At 68.7% G+C, this 17470-nt stretch carries 20 protein-coding genes; 8 read left to right on the top strand and 12 right to left on the bottom strand.

Going from position 1 to position 17470, the window contains the following annotated elements; genetic code table 11:
• Nucleotides 1–77 precede the first annotated feature (77 nt).
• Nucleotides 78–1190: a 3-isopropylmalate dehydrogenase gene (gene leuB / locus MEU52_RS08370; protein WP_238120416.1), complete on the top strand. Its 1113-nt coding sequence runs from the start codon at nucleotides 78–80 to the stop codon at nucleotides 1188–1190.
• Between the two features lie 64 nt (nucleotides 1191–1254).
• On the opposite strand, the gene MEU52_RS08365 is transcribed toward leuB, so the two are convergent.
• From MEU52_RS08365 to MEU52_RS08345, 5 genes are all read right to left on the bottom strand, one after another.
• On the bottom strand, nucleotides 1255–1629 hold the full coding sequence (locus MEU52_RS08365) for a (2Fe-2S) ferredoxin domain-containing protein (RefSeq protein WP_238120417.1): 375 nt from the start codon (nucleotides 1627–1629) through the stop codon (nucleotides 1255–1257).
• A 206-nt stretch (nucleotides 1630–1835) separates the two neighbouring features.
• Nucleotides 1836–2876 (bottom strand): sulfate ABC transporter substrate-binding protein, encoded by a 1041-nt coding sequence (locus tag MEU52_RS08360; protein ID WP_238120418.1) that lies wholly within the window; start codon nucleotides 2874–2876, stop codon nucleotides 1836–1838.
• Nucleotides 2877–3024: 148 nt separating this feature from the next.
• Nucleotides 3025–4374 (bottom strand): AmpG family muropeptide MFS transporter, encoded by a 1350-nt coding sequence (locus MEU52_RS08355; protein ID WP_238120419.1) that lies wholly within the window; start codon nucleotides 4372–4374, stop codon nucleotides 3025–3027.
• Nucleotides 4375–4578: 204 nt separating this feature from the next.
• Complete coding sequence (locus MEU52_RS08350) at nucleotides 4579–5229, bottom strand: response regulator transcription factor (RefSeq protein WP_337927094.1); 651 nt, start codon at nucleotides 5227–5229, stop codon at nucleotides 4579–4581.
• 179 nt (nucleotides 5230–5408) lie between these two features.
• A complete protein-coding gene (locus tag MEU52_RS08345; RefSeq protein WP_443266308.1) occupies nucleotides 5409–5876 on the bottom strand; it encodes a secondary thiamine-phosphate synthase enzyme YjbQ in 468 nt (155 codons plus the stop codon).
• Between the two features lie 140 nt (nucleotides 5877–6016).
• On the opposite strand from MEU52_RS08345, the gene MEU52_RS08340 reads away from it, so the two are divergent.
• On the top strand, nucleotides 6017–6973 hold the full coding sequence (locus MEU52_RS08340) for an alpha/beta hydrolase (RefSeq protein WP_238120422.1): 957 nt from the start codon (nucleotides 6017–6019) through the stop codon (nucleotides 6971–6973).
• Between the two features lie 66 nt (nucleotides 6974–7039).
• On the opposite strand, the gene MEU52_RS08335 is transcribed toward MEU52_RS08340, so the two are convergent.
• Together MEU52_RS08335 and MEU52_RS08330 are read right to left on the bottom strand one after the other, a co-directional pair.
• Complete coding sequence (locus MEU52_RS08335) at nucleotides 7040–7516, bottom strand: hypothetical protein (protein ID WP_238120423.1); 477 nt, start codon at nucleotides 7514–7516, stop codon at nucleotides 7040–7042.
• Nucleotides 7517–7591: 75 nt separating this feature from the next.
• Entirely contained in the window at nucleotides 7592–8218 is a 627-nt protein-coding gene (locus MEU52_RS08330) for a 2-hydroxychromene-2-carboxylate isomerase (RefSeq protein ID WP_238120424.1), read from the bottom strand.
• A 170-nt stretch (nucleotides 8219–8388) separates the two neighbouring features.
• On the opposite strand from MEU52_RS08330, the gene MEU52_RS08325 reads away from it, so the two are divergent.
• From MEU52_RS08325 to MEU52_RS08315, 3 genes are all read left to right on the top strand, one after another.
• Nucleotides 8389–8667, top strand: a complete 279-nt coding sequence (locus tag MEU52_RS08325; RefSeq protein WP_238120425.1) for a hypothetical protein — start codon at nucleotides 8389–8391, stop codon at nucleotides 8665–8667.
• Nucleotides 8664–9128 (top strand): hypothetical protein, encoded by a 465-nt coding sequence (locus MEU52_RS08320; protein WP_238120426.1) that lies wholly within the window; start codon nucleotides 8664–8666, stop codon nucleotides 9126–9128. The genes MEU52_RS08325 and MEU52_RS08320 overlap by 4 nt, the downstream gene beginning before the upstream one ends.
• A gap of 117 nt (nucleotides 9129–9245) precedes the next feature.
• A complete protein-coding gene (locus MEU52_RS08315; protein WP_238120887.1) occupies nucleotides 9246–9962 on the top strand; it encodes an SDR family NAD(P)-dependent oxidoreductase in 717 nt (238 codons plus the stop codon).
• Between the two features lie 26 nt (nucleotides 9963–9988).
• On the opposite strand, the gene MEU52_RS08310 is transcribed toward MEU52_RS08315, so the two are convergent.
• The 4 genes from MEU52_RS08310 to MEU52_RS08295 all read right to left on the bottom strand — a co-directional run bounded on the left by MEU52_RS08310 (nucleotide 9989) and on the right by MEU52_RS08295 (nucleotide 13386).
• Nucleotides 9989–10876 (bottom strand): type 1 glutamine amidotransferase, encoded by an 888-nt coding sequence (locus MEU52_RS08310; RefSeq protein ID WP_238120427.1) that lies wholly within the window; start codon nucleotides 10874–10876, stop codon nucleotides 9989–9991.
• A gap of 85 nt (nucleotides 10877–10961) precedes the next feature.
• Nucleotides 10962–11945: a DMT family transporter gene (locus MEU52_RS08305; protein ID WP_238120428.1), complete on the bottom strand. Its 984-nt coding sequence runs from the start codon at nucleotides 11943–11945 to the stop codon at nucleotides 10962–10964.
• Between the two features lie 11 nt (nucleotides 11946–11956).
• Nucleotides 11957–12724 (bottom strand): SDR family NAD(P)-dependent oxidoreductase, encoded by a 768-nt coding sequence (locus MEU52_RS08300; protein WP_238120429.1) that lies wholly within the window; start codon nucleotides 12722–12724, stop codon nucleotides 11957–11959.
• Between the two features lie 170 nt (nucleotides 12725–12894).
• Nucleotides 12895–13386 (bottom strand): MarR family winged helix-turn-helix transcriptional regulator, encoded by a 492-nt coding sequence (locus tag MEU52_RS08295; RefSeq protein ID WP_238120430.1) that lies wholly within the window; start codon nucleotides 13384–13386, stop codon nucleotides 12895–12897.
• A gap of 211 nt (nucleotides 13387–13597) precedes the next feature.
• Between MEU52_RS08295 and metX the strand changes: the two genes are divergently transcribed.
• Both metX and metW read left to right on the top strand, forming a co-directional pair.
• Nucleotides 13598–14848 (top strand): homoserine O-acetyltransferase MetX, encoded by a 1251-nt coding sequence (gene metX / locus MEU52_RS08290; protein WP_238120431.1) that lies wholly within the window; start codon nucleotides 13598–13600, stop codon nucleotides 14846–14848.
• A 3-nt stretch (nucleotides 14849–14851) separates the two neighbouring features.
• Nucleotides 14852–15505: a methionine biosynthesis protein MetW gene (gene metW, locus MEU52_RS08285; protein ID WP_238120432.1), complete on the top strand. Its 654-nt coding sequence runs from the start codon at nucleotides 14852–14854 to the stop codon at nucleotides 15503–15505.
• Nucleotides 15506–15517: 12 nt separating this feature from the next.
• Here metW and MEU52_RS08280 read toward each other — a convergent pair whose 3' ends face one another.
• Entirely contained in the window at nucleotides 15518–16570 is a 1053-nt protein-coding gene (locus tag MEU52_RS08280) for a LytTR family DNA-binding domain-containing protein (RefSeq protein WP_238120433.1), read from the bottom strand.
• Between MEU52_RS08280 and MEU52_RS08275 the strand changes: the two genes are divergently transcribed.
• Nucleotides 16569–17456 carry a MipA/OmpV family protein gene (locus MEU52_RS08275; protein WP_238120434.1) on the top strand — a complete coding sequence of 296 codons (888 nt, stop codon included), beginning with the start codon at nucleotides 16569–16571 and terminating at the stop codon, nucleotides 17454–17456. The genes MEU52_RS08280 and MEU52_RS08275 overlap by 2 nt on opposite strands.
• The last annotated feature ends 14 nt before the right edge of the window (nucleotides 17457–17470 follow it).

Raw genomic sequence — 17470 nt, 5'->3', positions numbered from 1 at the left:
GTCGGCGACGCCTTAGCACTCGCGCCGGAAGTCACCTGAAGATGGCCGCCTGAGGCCGCAGTTTCCGAGGATACACCATGGCCACCCACAAGCTCCTGCTCCTCGCCGGCGACGGCATCGGCCCCGAAGTGATGGCCGAGGTGAAGCGCGTCATCGCCTGGCTGGAACAGGAAGGCCTCGCCTCCTTCGCCATCGAGGAGGATCTGGTGGGCGGCAGCGCCTATGACGCGCACGGCGTCGCCATCTCCGATGCCGCCATGGCGCGCGCCAAGGATGCGGACGCGGTGCTGCTCGCCGCCGTGGGCGGCCCCAAGTGGGCGGATGTGCCCTATGAGGCGCGCCCCGAGGCCGGCCTGCTGCGCCTGCGCAAGGACCTGGAGCTGTTCGCGAATCTGCGCCCCGCCATCTGCTATCCGGCGCTGGCCGATGCCTCCTCCCTGAAGCGGGAGGCGGTGGAAGGCCTCGACATCCTGATCGTGCGTGAGCTCACCGGCGGCGTCTATTTCGGCGAGCCCAAGACCATCATCGACCTCGGCAACGGCCAGAAGCGCGCCATCGATACCCAGGTGTACGACACCTATGAGATCGACCGCATCGCCCGCGTCGCCTTCGAGCTGGCCCGCACCCGCCGCAACAAGGTGACCTCCTCCGAGAAGCACAATGTGATGCGCTCCGGCGTGTTGTGGAAGGAAGTGGTCACCCAGGTGCACGACGCCGACTACAAGGACGTGGTGCTGGAGCACAATCTTGCCGATTCGCTCGCCATGCAGCTGGTGCGCTGGCCCAAGCAGTTCGACGTGATCGTCACCGACAATCTGTTCGGCGACGTGCTGTCCGACATCGCCGCCATGCTCACCGGCTCGCTGGGTATGCTGCCCTCGGCCTCGCTGGGCGCGGTGGACCCCAATACCGGCAAGCGCGCGGCCATGTATGAGCCGGTGCACGGCTCGGCCCCCGATATCGCCGGCAAGGGCATCGCCAACCCCATCGCCATGATCGGCTCGCTGGCCATGGCGCTGCGCTACTCGTTCAACCAGGGCGATGTGGCGGACCGCATCGAGCAGGCCATCGCCGGCGTGCTGGATGCCGGCAAGCGCACCGCCGACATCCGCACCGAGGGCGCCGAGGTGATCAGCACGCAGGCCATGGGCGAAGCCATCGTTGCCGAGCTGGATGCCGCCCGCGCCTGATCGGCAAGAGTTCAGAACAGAAAGCCCCTCTCCGCGCCGCGGAGAGGGGCTTTTTTGTGGGGATTCAGATGCGGGGCACGATGATGAGGCGTTCCACCGGCTTGCCGCCCAAAAGGTGGGAGGTGACGATCTCGTCGATGTCCTCGGGAGTCTTGGGCGTGTACCAGATGCCTTGGGGGTAGACGACCATGATGGGGCCGGCCGAGCAGAAGCTCAGGCAGCCGGACGAGGTCATGGCGATATCGCGGCGGCCGGAGGCCTCCAGCTTCTTGGCGAGCCGTTCCCACAGGGGCTGGGCGCCATTGGCGCCGCATGAGCCGCGCGGATGCTGGGGCGGTCGCTGGGTGAAGCAGCAGAACACGTGGTGGGTGTAGACCTGGGGAATCTCCAGGGAAAATTCCGGGATCTCGGCTTCAGCGCTTTCGGCGACGTCGGACATGGCGGCTCTTCACTTCGAGGGTCCGGGACTTCGGGAGTCCTGAGGCTGGAACCATTCAAAGATCGTGCCGCGCTGGCCGAAAACTGAGATCCACCAAGGCTGGCAAGGCCTTACCCGGGTGTGCCACGCCGTGGTCGGGTGAGGGGATGTCGGGCTTCGGAGGAAGTCCGACATCCGGTGGCGGGTTGCCGTCAGGCCGCGCTCGCTCAGCGGCCGATGAAGACCTGCTCCAGCTTGCCGCCGGAGGCGAAGTGGTCGGCCTGGGCCTTGTCCCAGCCGCCGAACACCTCCTCCACCTTGACCAGGCGGACCGGGGGGAACTGGTCCTTGTACTGGGCGGCGACCTCGGGGTTCACCACCCGGTGGAAGGCCTTGGCGGCAACCTCCTGGCCGGCGGGGGAATAGAGGAACTCGAGATAGGCGGTGGCGGCGGGGCGCGAGCCGCGCTTGTCCACCACCTTGTCCACCACCGCCACCGGGAATTCGGCGAGCAGGCTCACAGAGGGGGTGATCGGCTGCAGCTTGCGGTCGGGATAGAGGTTCTGGATGGCGTGGGTCTCGGCCTCGAAGGTCACCAGCACATCGCCCGTCTCGCGCTCCACGAAGGTGGTGGTGGCGCCGCGGCCGCCGGTGTCGAATACCGGCACGTTGGAAAGCAGCTTCTTCACGAAGGCGTCGGCCTTGGCGGTGTCGCCGTTGAACTTCTCCAGCGCATAGGCATAGGCGGCGAGATAGGTGTAGCGGGCGTTGCCCGAGGTCTTGGGGTTGGGGAAGATGACCTTCACGTCATCGCGCACCAGATCCGACCAGTCCTTGATGCCCTTGGGGTTGCCGGCGCGCACCAGGAACGAGGGGAAGGAATAATAAGGCGAGGCGTTGTTGGGGAACTTCTTCTGCCAGTCCTTGGCGACGAAGCCGGCCTTGGCCAGCACGTCCACGTCGGTCACCTGGTTGAAGGTCACCACGTCCGCCTCCAGCCCCTCGAGAATGGCGCGGGCCTGGCGGGAGGAGCCGGCGTGGCTCTGGTTGATGGTGAGCTGTTGGCCGGTCTTCTCTTTCCAGGCGGGAACGAACAGCGCGTTCTCGGCGGCGAACAGCTCGCGGGCGATGTCGTAGGAGACATTGAGCAGGCTGTCGGGGCCCGGCGCGGCGGTCTGCGCGAAGCTGGGGGCGGCGAACGCGCCCGAGAACACCCCGGCCAGGGCCCCAGCGAGGGCTGTGGCGAGGAAGGCCCGGCGATGGATCATCTGGATCTCCAATAACACAATAAAAATACGTCAAATGACGTATTTCACGTGATATCGGAGATAGCATGCGGAATCGGCGCTGTGAACTCTTTCCGATTTTTATCTGCTATTTGATTTTATTTCACATATAAAATTCGCTTAATCGGTCTCAATCCTGGTTCTCGTGCGCGAGGCTGCGGAAGTGGCCCCTGGCCTGGAGATAGGCGAGCAGCGCCAGGCCCGGCAGGCCGGCGACGGCGGTGATGATGAAGAACACCGGCCATCCGGTGGCCTCGGCGATGAAGCCGCCGCCGGAGGCGAGGAAGGTGCGGCCCACGGCGGTGAGCGCGGTGAGCAGGGCATATTGGGTGGCGGTGTGGGCGCGGGCGCCGCACAGGGCCGAGAGATAGGCCACGAAGATCACCGTGCCGATGGCACCGGTGAAATTCTCCACCACGATGGTGAAGGTGAGAGCGGGCACGCTGACACCGATCACTGCCTGGGCGGTGAAGGCGAGGTTGGAGGCGATCTGCAGCACGCCGCCGATCCACAGGCAGGTGGCAAGCGGCAGCGCCCGCGCCACGAACCCGCCGGCGAACCCGCCCAGCAGCGCCGCGGCCAACCCGACGCCCTTCACGATGGCCGCATAGGTGGCCTTGTCGAAGCCGATGGAGATGACGAACGGCGCCGTGAGCACGCCGGCGAACGCATCGCAGAATTTGTAGAGCAGCACGAACAGCAGGATGGCCCACGCCTGGCGGCGGGCGAGGAACTCGCTGAAGGCGCCCACGGCCGTATCCACCACCCGGGCGACGGCGCTCACCCCTTCCTCGCGCACCGGGGCGGTGGGCTCGCGGGCCATGAAGGTGGCGAGCATGCCCACCGCCAGGCAGGCGGCGGCGGCCACATAGCCCCAGAACCACACGTCGGCGCGGACCGAGCCGAAGGCTTCCAGCGCCGCCACCAAAGCGATGACGCCGGCGCCCGACACCAGCATGCCGATGCGATAGGCGGCCACATAGCCGGCCATGCCGGCGGCCTGCTCGCTGGTGTCGAGGCGCTCCACGCGGAAGGCGTCCACGACAATGTCCTGGGTGGCGGAAACGGTGGCCACCAGCAGCGCCCCAAGGGCCACCATGAACGGCGAGGCGACCGGATCCTGGGCGCCGAGGAAGACGATGGCGCCCATCAGCACGATCTGGGTGGCCAGCAGCCAGCCCCGCCGCCGGCCGAGCAGGCGCGAGAGCACCGGGACGTCGAGGGCATCCACCAGCGGCGCCCAGATGAATTTCAGGGTGTAGGGCAGCCCCACCAAAGAGAACAGGCCGATGCTGCCGAGGCTCACCCCACTTTCCGTCATCCACACCGACAAGGTGGTGCCGGTGAGGGCGAGCGGCAGGCCGGAGGAGAAGCCGAGCAGGATCACCACCAGCACGCTCGGGTGCAGGTAGACGGTGAGCGCCTCCCAGGCGGAGCGCCGGGGCGCGGGGGAGGGGGCGGTTGCGCTGTCGTCGCTCATGAAAAGTCCACCGCTGGAGCCACTCGGCCAGATGCCATCGGCACGCCTTGGGCTTGCCTCACGGCGCCGACCAAGGCGCCGCCGCGGGCAGTGGACACCGTCGCCCGTTAAGAAACCGCATCCGCGGCGCGCGGCCACGGCGCAGGGTTCCCCCGGCGGGAAAGCGCGGCGCGCGGCCGGTAAGGACGGGTGGATTTCAGTGCGTCAGGCCTGGGGCGGGGTCCACAGGCCGGTCTCCACCTTGGAAACGGCGATCACCGCCTGGGTGCGGCTTTCCACCCCCAGCTTCTGCAGGATGGCGGAGACATGGGCCTTCACGGTGGCTTCCGACACCGAGAGCTCATAGGCGATCTGCTTGTTGAGGCGGCCCTCGGCCAGCATCATCAGCACCCGCACCTGCTGCGGCGTGAGGGTGGCGAGGCGGGCGATGATGGCATCGGTCTCGCCGTCGCTGCCGCCGTTGAGGGTGATATCCGGGGGGATGAACACCTCGCCGCCCAGCACCTCGGCGATGGCGTCGCGCATCTGGCGCACGTCCATGGTCTTGGGGATGAAGCCGGAGGCGCCGAGGTCCAGGCCCCGGCGGATCACCGCCGGCTCCTCATTGCCGGAGACCACCACCACCGGCAGCGCCGCATATTGGGCGCGCAGATAGATCAGGCCGGAAAAGCCCCGTGCGCCGGGCATGGTGAGGTCCAGCAGCACCAGATCGAAATCGGCATCCCGTTCCAGCAGCGCCGTCAGATCGTCGAAGGTGCCGACTTCCTCGATGGTGGCGCCGGCGTGATGGCTGAGCACGGCCTCGCGCAGGGCGCCGCGGAACAGGGGATGGTCATCGGCGATGACGAGGCGCAAGGCCCCACCTGATGCCGCACCTAATGCGCCACTCGCGGCTTCTCCCAATGGACCCTCCCCCCGACAGCATCCGTGTTTTGTCTTGGTCCCGACACACTCTTTCGCGGCGCGCCGCCCGCGCGCAACGAATTTTCGCTCCAATCATCATTCGATGGCGAAGCTGTGACAAGTCACGTGATTCAACGCCCTGTATGACCGGTAAACGCCAATACCACTTCTCGTCGGTGCGCGGCGAGCCGATGTTCGATGAGATAGAGGCCCTGCCAGGTGCCGAGCGCCAGCCGGCCGGCGCTGACCGGGATGGCCAGGCTGACCCCGCTGAGCAGGGTGCGCACATGGGCGGGCATGTCGTCCGGCCCCTCGCTGTCGTGCACCCAGCCGGCATGCTGGGGGGCCAGCCGGTCGAGGGCGGTGAGCAGGTCGCGCTGCACGTCCGGATCGGCGTTTTCCTGCAGGGTGAGGGAAGCGGAGGTGTGGCGGCAGAACGCCACCAGCACGCCGTCGCGGGCGCCGATCTCGGCCAGGAACGCGGCGGCCTCGCGGGTGATGTCGGTGAAGCCCTGGCCGGCGGTGGTCACCTCCAGCCGGCATTCGGCGTGGGTGTCCAGGGGCGCGCGGTGCGCGGGGGAACGCTGGAGACGCGCCATGGTCATGGTCCTCACTGCGCGCTTATGCGCGGTCCGGTTCGCGCCCCGTGTATTGCCTCCTACGCCGCCGCCTGCAACCTTGCCCGCGCACCGCCGCGTCGACGGCGGACCAAAATGTCAGCGCCCGGGACTGAATGGACATGTCGAAGCTGGTTCTCGATTCTGCGGTGTTCAGCGATGCCGCCGTCGCCGTCGATACGCGCATGGTGAATGACGCCATCGTCAAGGCCATGCTGGCGGTGCCGGATCGCTGGTCCATCCCGCTGCCGCATATCCGTGCCGCGCGCCTCGCCGGCAAGGGCACCTTTCCCCTGCCGCCGGAGAGCCGGCGCGCCCATGTGGAAAGCATCCCCGGCCCGCGGGGTCCCATTTCCCTGCGCATCCTGATGCCCGATGGCGCCCCCAGGGGCGTCTATCTGCACATCCATGGCGGCGGCTGGACCCTGGGCTCGGCCCGGGAGAATGAGAACCTGACCGATCGCATCGCCGCCAACTGCGGCCTCGCGGTGGTGTCGGTGGATTATCGCCTGGCGCCGGAGGAGCCCTATCCGGCCGGTCCCGACGATTGCGAGGCGGCGGCCCTGTGGCTGGTGAAGGAAGGCCAGAACCGGTTCGGCACCACCCGCTTCGCCATCGGCGGCGAATCGGGTGGGGCGACGCTGGCGGTCACCACCCTGGTGCGCCTGCGCGACCGGCACGACCTGACGCCGTTTTCCGCGGTGAACCTCACCGCCGGCTGCTTCGACCTGCGCCTCACCCCTTCGGTGCGCAATTGGGGCGATCTGCCCCTGGTGCTGAACCGCGCCGACATCGAGCATTTCGTGGAGAATTATCTCCGGCTCGAAGGCCGCGCGGAGGACCCCGATGTCTCGCCGCTTCTGGCCAATCTGAAGGGCCTGCCCAAGGCCCTGTTCATCGTCGGCTCACGCGATCCGCTGGTGGACGACACTTTGTTCATGGCCAACGCCTGGCTCGCCGCTGGCAACGGGACTGAGCTCGAGGTCTATCCCGGCGGCTGCCACGTGTTCCTGGCCTTCCCCGGCACCCTTTCCGACCAGGCGCTGAAACGGGTGGACGCCTTCCTCAGCGATTTCTGAGGCCGGGTGTCTCGAGCCGTCGCATTTTCTGCCCGCGAACCGGTCTCCCCTTCGCTTGAAAATGCTCTATAGCCGCTCGCTCTGGTCCGGCGCCCGCATCTCGTCGACCTTCTGTTTCAGCCAGCGGAACCACTGGTCGGCATAATCGAGCGCGGCATCGAGATCGGAGGTGTCGGGGGCCGGCTTGGTCTCGGGGTTGGTGGCGCCACCGCGCTTCAGCGCCGCGATTTCCCCCTGGAGCCGGCCGATCTCCGCCTCATAGGCATCGCGGCTGTCGGGCACGGCGGTGCAGGCGAAGCCCTGTGGACCCTTGGCGCACAGGGAGACCTTGCCGGTCTCGGTGTCGAGCTTGAGCGCGCCGCCTTCCACCGGGGCGAAGGCGAAGCGCGGCCCGGGCGGCGGCGGCAACGGGTCCGGCGCGCCCGCTGCTGGCGCCGGCTGCGCCAGCGCCGCGCCGGTGGGGATGAGGAGGGGGGTGGCCAGCGCCGTGGTGAGGATTAAACCGGCGATCCTGGCGTGCGCCGTCGCGCGACATGCAGCCATGAGGTCTCCTTTTCAGCGGCGGGCGATGGCCCGTTCGCCGCCACTTTCCGTTGCGATCGGGGCCGAAGCGGGGCGCTAGGCGGGATCGGTGCCGAATGGCGCGCGGCCGGAGGTCAGCGCATCATCGAGCAGCTCGATGCGGTCCTGCCCCCAGAACACTTCTCCCTCCAGCACATAAGCGGGGGCGCCGAAGACGTCGGCGGCCAGCGCCTTGGCCCGATTGTCGAGATAGGCGGCCCCGGCGGCCTCGCCACCGGCGGCGGCCACCAGCGCGGCCCCCGGCAGGCCTGCCGCGTCGGCGAGGGCGGTCACCACCCCCGGGTCGGCGAGATCGAGCTGGCGCTGCCAGACACCGCTGAACAGCGCCGGCAGCAGCCGCTCCACCGGGTGGCCCGCCTGCAGGGCGGCGATGATGGTGCGGTCGGCCAGCGCGCAGTCGAACGGCCAGTGGGCCGGATGGATATGGAAATCAATGCCCCGCTTCACCCGCCAGCGCTGCAGCTCCAACAGGCGGTAGCGCTGGCGCTGCGGCGGGCGCTGGGGCAGCGGCAGGCCCCCGGTTTCGGCGAAGATGGGGCCGAGGGATACTGGATGAAACACCACCTGCGCCCCGTTGCGGGCGGCCACCGCCATGAACAGGTCATGGCCGATGAAGCTCCAGGGGCTGATGGTGGAGAAAAAATAATCGATGCGGCGCGCCATGAGATCCTCCCGTTGGTCGCTTATAGCAGTCCCTTCCGGTTCGTCCCGCTTTGTCCGCCGTTTGGCGGACCGTCGCGCCTGTGAGTTGAGCCCGGCGGCTTGACACGGCGCGGCAGACCCGCGCCTTGTTGGACGAGACCACACCGCGTCATGCCCAGGAGGCGAAGGAGATGACCCGCGCCCGATCCACCGCCCGCAAGCTCGCCGGGCTGAAGGCCGATCTCGCCGCTGCGCCCGCCGCACCTGCCGCGTCACCGCCCGCCGGTGCGGGCGCGGCGCCTGTTGGCGCGGCGCCGTCGGGCGGCTGTCCGTTCCGCGGGTGCGGCGTCGAGGATGCGGAGCGCCAGCTGCGGGCGCTGGTGCGCGCCCGCCCGCTGACGGCGGCGGGGCTGTCGCTGCTGGCGGGGGCCGTGGTGGGGGGACTATTGCTCCGGGGTGGCAAGAAATGAGCGACATGGACACGCTGGTCCGCAATCTGCGGGTGCTGCTGCGGGCCGATCTCATCATCGCCGAGATCCATCTGCGCAAGGCGGCGGCTAAATCCACCTTCTTCGGCATCGCCGCCTTGATCGGGGGCTTTGGCCTGGTGATGCTGGGTATCGCGGGCTTTCTGGCCCTGGAGACGCTCTATGGCGCCATCCTGGCGGCCACCATCACCGGTGGCGTGGCGCTGGTTCTGGCGGCGCTGCTGGTCTTCGCCGGCGCGCGGGTGCGGCCCGGGCGCGAATTGGATCTCGCAACGGAAGTGCATGCCGCCGCCATGACCGCCGTCAGCGCCGATCTGCAGGCGGCGGGGACCAGCGTGCAGCGGCTGACGGCGTTCGTGCGCAACCCGCTCGACACCGCCGTGCCGGCGGTGGCCTTCAGCCTCTTCAACACCCTGCTGAAGGCGTTGCGGCGCAAGAACTGAACGTGTGGCGACCCGCCCCGGCAGCGCCGGGCCGGGCCCGGGAGACAGGCCGTGAGCGACGCGACCATGACGAGCCAGACCGCGACCTCGGAGGCGGCCGACGCCGCCCGCCCCATCATGCTGCTCACCGGGGCCTCGCGGGGCATCGGCCATGCCACGGTGAAGCGCTTTTCGGCCGCCGGCTGGCGCGTCATCACCTGCTCGCGGCACGCCTTTCCGGAAAAGTGCCCGTGGGGCGCCGGCCCCGAGGATCATCTGCAGGTGGACCTGTCGAGCCCGGCCAGCACCCTGGCCGCCGTGGCCGAGGTGAAGCGGCGCCTGCCCGAGGGCAAGCTGCATGCCCTCGTCAACAATGCCGCCATCTCCCCCAAGGGGGAGGGCGGCGCCCGGCTCGGCACCCTCGACACGGATCTTGAGACCTGGGTGGATGTGTTCCAGGTGAACTTCTTCGCGCCCATCATCCTGGCGCGGGGCCTCGCCGGCGAGCTGGAGCGGGCGCAGGGCAGCGTGGTCAACGTCACCTCCATCGCCGGTTCGCGGGTGCATCCCTTCGCCGGCGCCGCCTATGCCACCTCCAAGGGGGCGCTGGCGGCGCTGACGCGCGAGATGGCTTCCGATTTCGGCCGCCGGGGCATCCGGGTGAACGCCATCGCCCCCGGGGAGATCGACACGGCCATCCTCTCGCCGGGCACCGAGAAGATCGTGGCGCAGATTCCCATGCAGCGGCTGGGCACCCCCGATGAGGTGGCCAAGATCATCTTCGTGCTGTGCACCGACACCGCGTCCTATCTCAATGGCGCGGAGATCCACATCAACGGCGGCCAGCACGTCTGACGTGCTGCGGCGCCGGGGGCCTGACCTCAAGCGCGGCCGCGGGCCGAGCGGGTGGGCCGCACCAGGCGATCCACCCAATTGCGGATCTCCAGGGTGCGCACGGGCTTGGCGATCACCGCATCATCAATGCCGCAGCGCCAGGCCAGCGCCTTGTTGCCGGGATCACGCTCGAAATGCTCGAGATCGGCGATGAAGGCGGCTTCCTCCTCCTCGTCCTGAAAGAAGCCTTCGGCGACCAGCGACGGCTGCAGCCGGCGGAAGATGGCGGCCATCTCCCGGAACGGATATTCCGGGTGGTACTGCACCCCCCAGCAGATGGAGCGGCCGGCGCGGATCTCCGCCGCCTGCACGGTCGAATGGTCGTTGGTGGCGAGCAGCCGCGCCCCCTGCGGCAGGGACTCCACCTCGTCGAGATGCACGGTCATGGCCTCGAACACGCCGGGCTTGTCGGCGAACAGGTCATGGCCGGCGACGGTCTGGCGGATGCGGCGGCCGAACCCCACCTCGCGCCCGCGTGGGCTGGGCCGCACGCTACCGCCGGCGGCGACCGCCAGCAATTGCAGGCCCCAGCAGCTGCCGAACACCGGCACGCCGGTGGCAAAGGCCGCCTGGATCAGGGCGATCTGCGGCGCGATCGCCGGCCCGCCCTGGTAGATGTTCAGCGACGAGCCGGTGATGGCGATGCCGTCATAGCCGTCGAGCCCGCCGCTGTCGGGCAAGTTGGCGCCGGGGTCGGCGGGATAGCAGATGTCCACGGTGGCGCCGGGCGCCAGCTCGCGCAGCAGCTGGGCATAGCCCTCGCCCGCCGCCTGGCCGCCGAAATGGATCTGCCGGGCGCGCGCCTCAGCGGTGTTGCCTTCGACAACGAGCAGGCGGGGGGCGGTGGGCGTTGCGGTGGGCGTTGCGGAGGGCATGGCAGGCAGCGGGCCTTTGACACGGGAGCCGTGAGCGGATGGCGGCGAGCATAATGGCCATTTTGACCAAAGCGAGGATGGCGCCTCAGTCCGGCGCCTGCGCCTCCAGGGTGCGCGGCGCCCGCCCGCGCCGTTCGCGCAGCAGCAGGTCGATGCCGGAGGCGATGACGATGGCCGCGCCGGCGAGGGTCCAGGCGGTGGGGGACTGGTCGAACACCAGCCAGCCGAGCGCGATCATGCCGATGATCTGGGTGTAGATGAACGGCGCGAGGAGCGCCGCCGGGGCGCGGGCGTGGGCGAGGATGAGGAAGAAGTGGCCCGCTCCCGCGATGATGCCCAGTTCCAGCATCAAGCCGATGTCGAGGGCCGAGCGCGGCGTTTCCCACACGAAGGGCAGCGGCAGGCTGGCGGCGAGTGAGCCCACCAGCGAGGAATAGAATAGGGTGGTTTCGCTGCGATCGCAGGCGGCGAGCATGCGGGTGGTGATGGAATAGAGAGCATAGGCGGCGGCCGCCGCCAGGCTCAGCAGCGCCGCCGGGTGAATGCCCCCGACCCCGGGGCGGACCACCAGCAGGATGCCGCAGAAGCCCACCATGATGGCGATCCAGCGCCGCACCCCCACCCATTCACCCAGCATGGGCCCGGCGAACAGGGCGACGAAGAAGGGCGCGGAGAACATGATGGAGACGGTCTGATCCAGCTGCAGGAAGTGCAGCGCGGAGAAGTTCAGGGCGGTGATGGCGAACAGCAGGCCCGAGCGGACCAGCTGCAGCCCCGGCCGCGCCGTGCGCAGCAGCCCCGGCACGGTCCAGGGATTGAACACCACCAGCGACACCGCGAAATGCACCACATAGCGGGCCCAGATGACCATGATGACGGGCATCTGCTGGCCGAGCCACTTGGCGGTGGCGTCGGTGACCGCGAAGCTCAGCACCGCCACGCACATGAAGGCGATGCCGAGCAGCGTCGAGCCGCCCGAGGCCGGCAGGCCCTTGCCGGCGGGGCGCGCGGTGGCATGGGGATCCGCAGGCGGAGAGACTGCGGCAAGCGGATCCGCGGGCGCGCCCATGTTGGCCTCGGTCAATAGGTGGCGCGGCCGCCGGAGATGTCGAACACGGCGCCAGTGGTGAAGGAGCAGTCCGACGATGCGGCAAAGGCGATGGTGGCGGCGATCTCCTCCACCGTCACGAATCGCCCGCGCGGGATCTTGGCGAGCATATAAGCGATCTGCGCCTCGCTCATCTGATCGAACAGCGCGGTATGGGCGGCGGCCGGGGTCACGCAGTTCACGCAGATGTCGTGGATGGCCAGTTCCTTGCCCAGGGACTTGGTGAGCGCGATCACCCCGGCCTTGGAGGCGGAATAGGCGGCGGCGTTGGGATTGCCTTCCTTGCCGGCGATGGAGGCCACATTGACGATGCGCCCATAGCCCTGGGCGATCATCACCGGCACCACCGCCCGGCAGCAGAAGAAGGGACCGTCGAGATTGACCGCCATTACCTGGTGCCAGGCGTCCTCGGGATATTCCCAGGTGGGATGATTGGGGCCCGAGATGCCGGCATTGTTGACCAGGATGTCGATCCGCCCCAGCGCCGCATGCGCCTGCTCCATGGCCCGTTCCACGTCCGCGCGGCGGGTCACGTCCACGCCGATGGCGCTCACCCGGTCACGGCCGAGGGCGGCGGCGGTGGCCTCGGCCCGCTCCAGATCCTGGTCGAGAAGGGCGACGCGGGCTCCCGAGTCCAGGAACCGGGCGACCACGGCGCGGCCGATGCCCTGGGCGCCGCCGGTGACAACGGCAGTGCGGCCGATGAGATTGATGGTGTTGGGCTTACTGGCGTGTGGCATGGATCCTCCCGTCGGCGCGGAGGCACCCTCCGCGTCGCGCCGTGGTCCGCTTGTCGCGGCTCGTCGCAGTTTGCGCGCCTCAGGCTAGCCGGGCCGCGCGGGTCCGGGAAGGGCCGGCCGGTGCCACGGTGCCGGGGAGATCCGCTTCGCGCCGTGGGGAACAGGAGGGCTCAGGCCTCCTCGTCCTCATCGGCCGCGTCGGTCTCGTCATCGAGGCCGCCATCGGTGCCGAGCCGCTGGGCCAGATTCTTCTCCACCTTGCGCAGCAGCTTGCGCAGGCGTTTGCGCTCCTTGCCGTCGAGCCCGGCGACCATCTCGCCCTCCAGCGTCTCCCACACCCCGTCGATGGCGCCGGAGCGCTCGCGACCGAGGTCGGTGAGGAACACCCGCACGAGGCGGCCGTCGCCATCGGTGGTGCGGCGTTCCACCAGGCCCTGGGTGGTGAGGCGGGCGATGGTCTTCGAAGCGGTGGGCGGGCGCACGCGCAGGGCGCCTGCCAGATCGCCCATGGTGCGTCCATCCAGCTCCGCCAGCAGCTTGAGCACCGCTTCCTGGCCCGGGAACAGGCCGAGATCGGTGAGCAGGCGCGCCGACAGCGCCCGTTGCAGGCGGGCGGTATGGTTGAGGCGGTAGCCGATGGTCTTTGCGAACGGGTCCTTCATGTTTCCCCCAGCGGCTTGCGCCCTCTTCGTTCTGTCGCGGGCAGCATCGCGCCGACCCGGTGCCGGCGCCAGTGCCGCATGTGATCCGCGCCGAACGTGACGCTGTTATCCACGCGCCGGCTTACATTTTTACGAAGGTGTCGAATGGGAGGATTTCCAAGGGGCGGCCTGATGCTTGACAGGGGCCGCCGGTGGCCCCTTGCATGGGCCCATGAGCACCCCGACGCCCCCCGACGGCGCAGCCGCCGCCGCTTCCCAAGATCTCCCCTCGTCACGTCTCGATGACAGCAGCCTGGATGCCCGGGCCCGCCGCGAGGCGGACGATCCCCATTCGCCGGTGGTGCGCTTCGATGCCTCCTGGCCGCTGCGCCTGGACGCCGGGGTGGCGCTGGAGGCCCAGCAGATCGCCTACCAGACCTACGGCGAGCCCAATGCGGCGCGCTCCAACGCCATTCTCATCTGCCATGCGCTGACCGGCGATCAGCACGCCGCCAATCTCAATCCGGTCACCGGCAAGCCCGGCTGGTGGGAGACCATGGTGGGGCCGGGCCGCCCCATCGACACCGAGCGCTTCTATGTCATCTGCGCCAACGTGCTGGGCGGCTGCATGGGCAGCACCGGGCCATCGTCGCGCAATCCGGCCACCGGCGCGCCCTATGGGCTCGACATGCCGCTGGTGACCATCCGCGACATGGTCAACGCGCAGGCGATGCTGCTCGATCACCTGGGCATCGAGCGATTGTTGTGCGTGGCTGGCGGTTCCATGGGCGGCATGCAGGTGCTGCAATGGGCGGCGAGCTATCCCGAGCGGGTGTTCTCGGCATTGGCGCTCGCCACCGCGGCCCGCCATTCGGCGCAGAACATCGCCTTCCACGAGGTGGGGCGGCAGGCGGTGATGGCGGATCCCGACTGGCGCGGCGGGCGCTATCTGGCGGAAGGGGTGACGCCCCATCGCGGCCTCGCGGTGGCGCGCATGGCGGCGCATATCACCTACATGTCGGACCAGGCGCTGCATCGCAAGTTCGGCCGGCGGCTGCAGAACCGCGCCATGCCCACCTTCGGCTTCGATGCGGATTTCCAGGTGGAAAGCTATCTGCGCCACCAGGGCGAGGCGTTCGTGCAGCGCTTCGATGCCAATTCCTATCTCTACGTCACCCGCGCCATGGATTATTTCGACCTCGCGGCGGATTACGACGGGGTGCTGGCCAACGCCTTCCGCGGCACCAAGACCCGCTTCTGCCTCGCCTCCTTCACCTCCGACTGGCTGTTTCCCACCGAGGATTCCCGGGCCATCGTCCATGCGCTCAATGCCTCGGGCGCCAACGTCTCGTTCGCCGAGATCGAGAGCGACAAGGGCCACGACGCCTTCCTGCTGGAGGAACCGGAATTGTTCGCCATCGCCCATGGCTTCATCGACAGCGCGGCGCGGGCCCTGGGCCTGCCGCCGGCCCGGGAGCGCTGAGCCATGGCGCAGCCGACGCTGGATGAAGGCGCCGTGCGCCAGCAGGGCGGGCGTGTCGACCTGGTGGTGGTGGCGGAGATGGTCGCCCCCGGCTCGCGGGTGCTGGACGTGGGGTCCGGCGACGGCGGCCTGCTGGAGCTGCTGGCCACCACCCGGGGCTGCGATGCCCGGGGCATCGAATTGTCCCGCGAGGGGGTCAATGCCGGGGTGGCCCGGGGCCTCGCCATCATCCAGGGCGATGCCGATGTGGACCTCGCCTATTACCCCGACGATGCCTTCGATTATGTGATCCTGTCCCAGACCCTGCAGGCCACCCGCCGTCCGCGCTGGGTGCTGGAGCAGATGCTGCGGATCGGCCGGCGCGCGGTGGTCTCCTTCCCCAATTTCGGCCATTGGCGCTCGCGGCTCGACCTCCTGGTCAACGGCCGCATGCCGGTGACGGAGAACCTGCCGCTGCCCTGGTATGAGACGCCGAATATCCATTTCTGCACCATCCGCGACTTCGTCGGGCTGGTGGATGCGCTGGACGCCAAGATGGAAAAGGCCGTGGCGCTCGATTCCGCCGGTCACCGGGTCCGCGTGAACATGCCCTGGTGGGTGTGGAACCTTTTGGGCGAACAGGCGGTGTTCCTGCTGTCACGCAAGGGGCGCGGCTGACGGCGCCGGGCCTCAGAGGGGCGCGGCGTCGCGTTCCGCGAGGAACAGTTCCACGTCCCGCAGATACCGCTGTGACACCGGGGCGCTCAGCCCATTGGTGAGGCGGACGCGCGCGGCACGGCCCGTGCGCTCCAGGCCGAGGATGGCCGCATCGGCTACCCACCAGGACCGATGAATCTGTCGCCCCGGCGTCGGGGCGCATTCCGCAATGGCGTCGGTGAGGCGAAGCAGGACCAGGGCGGATCCCCGGTCCGTATGGATCCGGGCATAGTGATCCTCCATCTCCACGGCGACCATGGGGCCCCGCGTCGCCGGAGGCAGGCGGGCAAGAAGGGCGCTGGCGAGGGGCGACGGCTCCGCATCGCCGGGCATGGGGCGTTCAGTGTCCGGCGGTGGTGGCGCCGTGGAGGGGGATGGCGGCCGCGGCTCTGGTCTTTGCCGCAGTTCCGGGCTTTGTCGCAGCTCGTGTTGCGCTTGCCGCGGTTCTCCCATGGGCGTTGCCGCGAAACTGAGGCCGAAAGCCGCCCGCGCGATCATCGACGCCCCGGCGCCGATCAGCACGATCTGAAAGTAGAGCGCCAGGATCTTGTGGGGGTGCGGCCACCATCCGGTGAGCACATGGGTCGCCGGCCCGACGATCAGCATCATGGGCACCGCCGCGACACCCACCAGGGCCAGCCAGCGTGGCGCGGGAGCCAGGGACCGGCCGACGCCGCGGAGGTCGGCGATCCGCTCCACGAGGGCCAGCATGAGGAACCAGCTGGCGAGCATTCCGGTCCAATAGCCCACGCGGGCAAGAAAGACCTGTTCGGTGACGTCGAACGGTCCGATCCAGGCAAAGGCGGGGCTCAGGGCGAAGGCGAGGGAGACCTCGGCCAGCCTGTGCCGCCGCCATGGATTCGTGTGCAGATTGGCGAATTCACGCATCGCGAGGACCTTGACCATCGGGGTGTGGGTAGATTGCCGAATAGTTTGGCGCAATTGCGAAGCGGACGTCGTGGTCGCGGCGGGGCTCTGCCTAAACCGGGCAATCCCGTTCCGATGTCCACCGAGCAAGAGCCCCATGCCCGATCCCCATCGCGTGTTCCCCCGTGCCAAGCCGTCCCGTTCCTTCAAGCCTGTCGGACTGGCGCCGATCGGAGCGCTGATGTTGATGATGCCATCGGCTTCCGCAGCCGATCTCCCGGCACCCGCCGCCACCACACCCACCGGTTTGGAGCCCGCGCCATCCGTCGACCAGTTCACCTGGGTCAGCGAGAAGCTCGCCAACTGGAAGGTCGTGCTGGGTGGCGGTGCCATGGTCGCCCCGAAGTTTGAGGGGTCCGACGAATACGAGGTTTCGCCCATTCCTTTCGTCTCGGCGGCGGTGACCGACTGGATGATGCTCGATCCACGGGGCGTGGCCCTGGGTGTGCGGCCCCTCGATGGTCTCCCGAATTTCAAGGTGGCGGCGCGGCTGGGCTACGATCCCGGCCGCCAGCAGGACGATTCGGATCATCTGCGCGGGTTGGGCGATATTGACGCCGGGGCTGTGGTCGGTGCGCGTGTGGCCTATCTGACCGGTCCGGTGGAGGTGTATGCCGCCGTCGACCGGACCTTCGGCGGCAGCGATGGCCTCCAGGCCCGCTTGGGTGCCGAAGGATCATGGAACTGGGGCCGCTTTTTCTTCACCCTCGGGGCTTCGGCCACCTGGGCGGACGAGACATATATGTCCGCGTATTTCGGCGTCACCCCGATCCAGTCGCTGCGGTCGCATCTGCCGGTCTACGATCTCGGCGCCGGCATCAAGCGGATCGACGTGTCCGCGTCCGTCACCTACATGATGAGCGATCATTGGCTGATCCGGGGGCAGGCCGGCCTTGGCACGCTCGTCGGGGATGCTGGCGACAGCCCCATCGTCCAAAGCCGGACGCAGCCCTCGGGCATGCTTTCGATCGGCTACAAATTCTAGGCAGGGTCCCGCCG

It is taken from the genome of Xanthobacter sp. NM-25 (assembly GCF_022138605.1).
Taxonomy (GTDB): Bacteria; Pseudomonadota; Alphaproteobacteria; order Rhizobiales; family Xanthobacteraceae; genus Xanthobacter.
This window is presented reverse-complemented; position numbering and strand designations above follow the sequence as displayed.